The following is a 1,585-nucleotide window of genomic DNA, read 5'->3' as shown; positions in this document are numbered from 1 at the left end:
CCGTGAGGCCCGAAGTCCACCCAGATCAGATAGGCAGGGCGCTTCGCTTCGGGAAAGATCTCGGCGCGGACCACGGTGCCTGCCACCAGCATCACCTTCTCGAAATCGTCCCAGGTAATCGTGTCACTCATCGTCAAGCTCGTCTTTGCTGCTACATGGTGAGGATGATCTTACCGACACTGGACGAGGACTCCATGCGCTTATGCGCCGCCGCGGCCTCGGCGAGGGGGAACGTGCTGTCGATGACCGGCACGAGCGTGCCGTCGTTGAACGCATCCAGCCAGCGATCGCGGAAGCGTCTCGTCATGGCCTGCTTGACACTCTGTGGGCGCGACTTCATCACCGTGCCGATGATCTGCAGGTGGCGATACAGCAGGCGGTCCAGGGGCAGGGAGGCACCCTTCGCCCCGCCGAGGAGGCCGACTTCGATGAGCCGTCCGCCGAAGTCGAGTGACGCCAGGTTGCGTTCGAAGTAGGGCGCACCGATGAAATCCACGATTACGTCGACACCCTTGCCGCCGGTCTCGCTCCCGATCACTTTCGCGAAGTCGTCGGTGTTGTAGTCGATGGCGATATCCGCCCCGAGCTCGCGCACGCGGCCGAGCTTGGTGGCGCTTGCCGTGGCAAAAACCCGTGCACCCGCCGCATGCGCGAGCTGCACGGCGGCAGAACCGACGCCGCTGGCCGCCGCGTGAATGAGGATGCTCTCGCCGGCGTCGAGCCGGCCGAGGTGGAAGGCGGCTTCGTGGGCGGTGACGAACGCCTCGGGAATACCGGCCGCCCGCACATAGTCGACGCCTTCGGGAATCCGCATGGCCATGCGGTAGTCTATGCGGGCCTGTTCGGCGTAGCCACCGCCACCGACAATACCCATCACGCGGTCGCCGATGGCGAAACCTTGCACGTCCTTGCCCACCGCGATCACTTCACCGGCAAGTTCCAGGCCCATGATGGCGGAGTCGCCGAAGCTGTCTTTCCCGTAGCCACCCGTGCGCTGGATGATGTCGGCGCGATTGACCCCTGCAGCATGATTACGGATGAGAAGGTCGCTGTCCCGAAGCTCGGGCTCTGCGACGTCCCTGAGCTGAAGGACATCGGCCGCACCGAACTCGTCGAAGACGATGGCCTTCACGGGTTTTCCTCGCCGCGCGCGAGTACGGCCTGCCAGCGGCGCGGCACGAGGCCTTCGGGGCCCGGCGTCGGTTGGTCGCGCGGATGGCTGTGCGGAGGCTTGAGCGACGGCCCGTCGAACATGTCGTCGGTGCGGTAATCGTAGAACCAGTCTTCGCCGGGCTCGAAGCTCTGGATGACGGGATGGCCGGTGGCATGCGCATGCTTGCTGGCGTGCTTGTGCAACGAGTCGTCGCAGCAGCCGATATGGCCGCACTGGGCGCAGCGGCGCAGATGGAACCACCAGGTGCCGGCCGCCAGGCACTCCACGCAGCCGTTGCCGCTGGGTTCGGCGGCCAGGTCGATACCGTCGTTTTCGCTGTTCATGGGCACCTCCTGAGGGGATGCCCCGATCCTACCCGATCAGAGAATGTGTCCGGCCCGGTTGAGTTCGATCAACTGCATGCTGTCGACC

At 65.1% G+C, this 1,585-nt stretch carries 2 protein-coding genes; both read right to left on the bottom strand.

Going from position 1 to position 1,585, the window contains the following annotated elements; all coding sequences use genetic code 11:
• Positions 1-151 precede the first annotated feature (151 nt).
• Positions 152-1,132 carry an NAD(P)H-quinone oxidoreductase gene (locus AC1DT2_RS22855; protein ID WP_477298954.1) on the bottom strand — a complete coding sequence of 327 codons (981 nt, stop codon included), beginning with the start codon at positions 1,130-1,132 and terminating at the stop codon, positions 152-154.
• Positions 1,129-1,497, bottom strand: a complete 369-nt coding sequence (locus tag AC1DT2_RS22850; protein WP_063570676.1) for a UBP-type zinc finger domain-containing protein — start codon at positions 1,495-1,497, stop codon at positions 1,129-1,131. Before AC1DT2_RS22850 ends, AC1DT2_RS22855 begins: the two co-directional genes overlap by 4 nt.
• Positions 1,498-1,585: the final 88 nt, after the last annotated feature.

Source organism: Luteibacter sp. P4_E6, from assembly GCF_056401535.1.
This window is presented reverse-complemented; position numbering and strand designations above follow the sequence as displayed.